Source organism: Halolamina salina, from assembly GCF_042678005.1.
Classification (GTDB): domain Archaea; phylum Halobacteriota; class Halobacteria; order Halobacteriales; family Haloferacaceae; genus Halolamina; species Halolamina salina.
The window spans coordinates 1-1,029 of sequence record NZ_JBHUDH010000250.1; the positions used below are offsets into that span (position 1 = coordinate 1).

At 55.4% G+C, this 1,029-nt stretch carries 1 pseudogene; it reads left to right on the forward strand.

Going from position 1 to position 1,029, the window contains the following annotated elements:
- Positions 1 to 781: 781 nt before the first annotated feature.
- Positions 782 to 1,029: pseudogene (locus ACFR9S_RS15360) on the forward strand (hypothetical protein); the annotation flags it as partial.

The window sequence follows — 1,029 nt, forward strand, 5'->3', positions numbered from 1 at the left end:
TTCGGCTTCAGGTGCGATAAAAATCCGTTCAATAGTTCCACTCCCGGTCATGTGTGCTATGCTGTTTGATAACAGGATAAATATTCGTATGGAAGATTTATCGACAGGTAACTCAGCGGTATGTTCGCACACCTAATTAACGGTCAATTCTCCATCGAAGGTGCGAGACAAATCTCAACACCATTCTGCATTTATCCCCTATATTCAGCAAGCCGATTGTGTAAGTTGGGAAGGCTTCAGCAGAGCCACTCCTCTCAGTATGTCGAGAATTATACTGCGGACTAGAATCAGGTTCTTCTAGACTCCCGTCGAGCAATTTTCAGCGGCTAACACGACCGGTATCGAGGGAATCGGGGGTATTTCACGATTCGAAGTGGCGAGCCGGAGGACCTCGAGAGACGCAGAACAGGTAAACCAGCGGTCCTCAGGTATCCAGATACGTCCGAAATAACCTTTGTTACCCCGGCGTCGAGCAATTTTTGAAATCACAGCATTACCTCGGAAGTCGTCGAGGTACTTTCTACGCCCTCAAATCGGCCCGACGGGGTTCTTCTCCGATTTGAGAACGTCATTTCGCCTTGCATATCGCGGATTTCGTCCAAAGAAAGAGGCGATATGCAATGTGCGAAGGCCGCCGGCTCTCTCAGGCCGAGGGGCCATCACAGGGGTAGTAGAGCCGAGAAAGTATCAGATGTAGCGTATAGATTGAGCGGTGCGTTTCGGTGGTGTCTGTTGCCCCCGCGAGGGGGTGGCGGGGCGCATCACGTGCCCCCGATAGACGATGGCTTCGGAACGACGCAGCAAGACACGAGCAGCGCATCACGCAGAAACCACACCCGACGCTGAGGCGTCGTGGGCGGACCTCGAGATGACGGTTCCGACCGACCGGGATCACGCGTCGGTCGTCGCGCTCGTGGAGTGTGCTCTCGTCGAGCTCACGCACGAGGCCGTGGGCGCCGTCTTCGTCTCACGGCAGGTCGGGCGGTCGACGCGGACACAGTACGTCGCCGCCGACGACGTCGGCGAGCA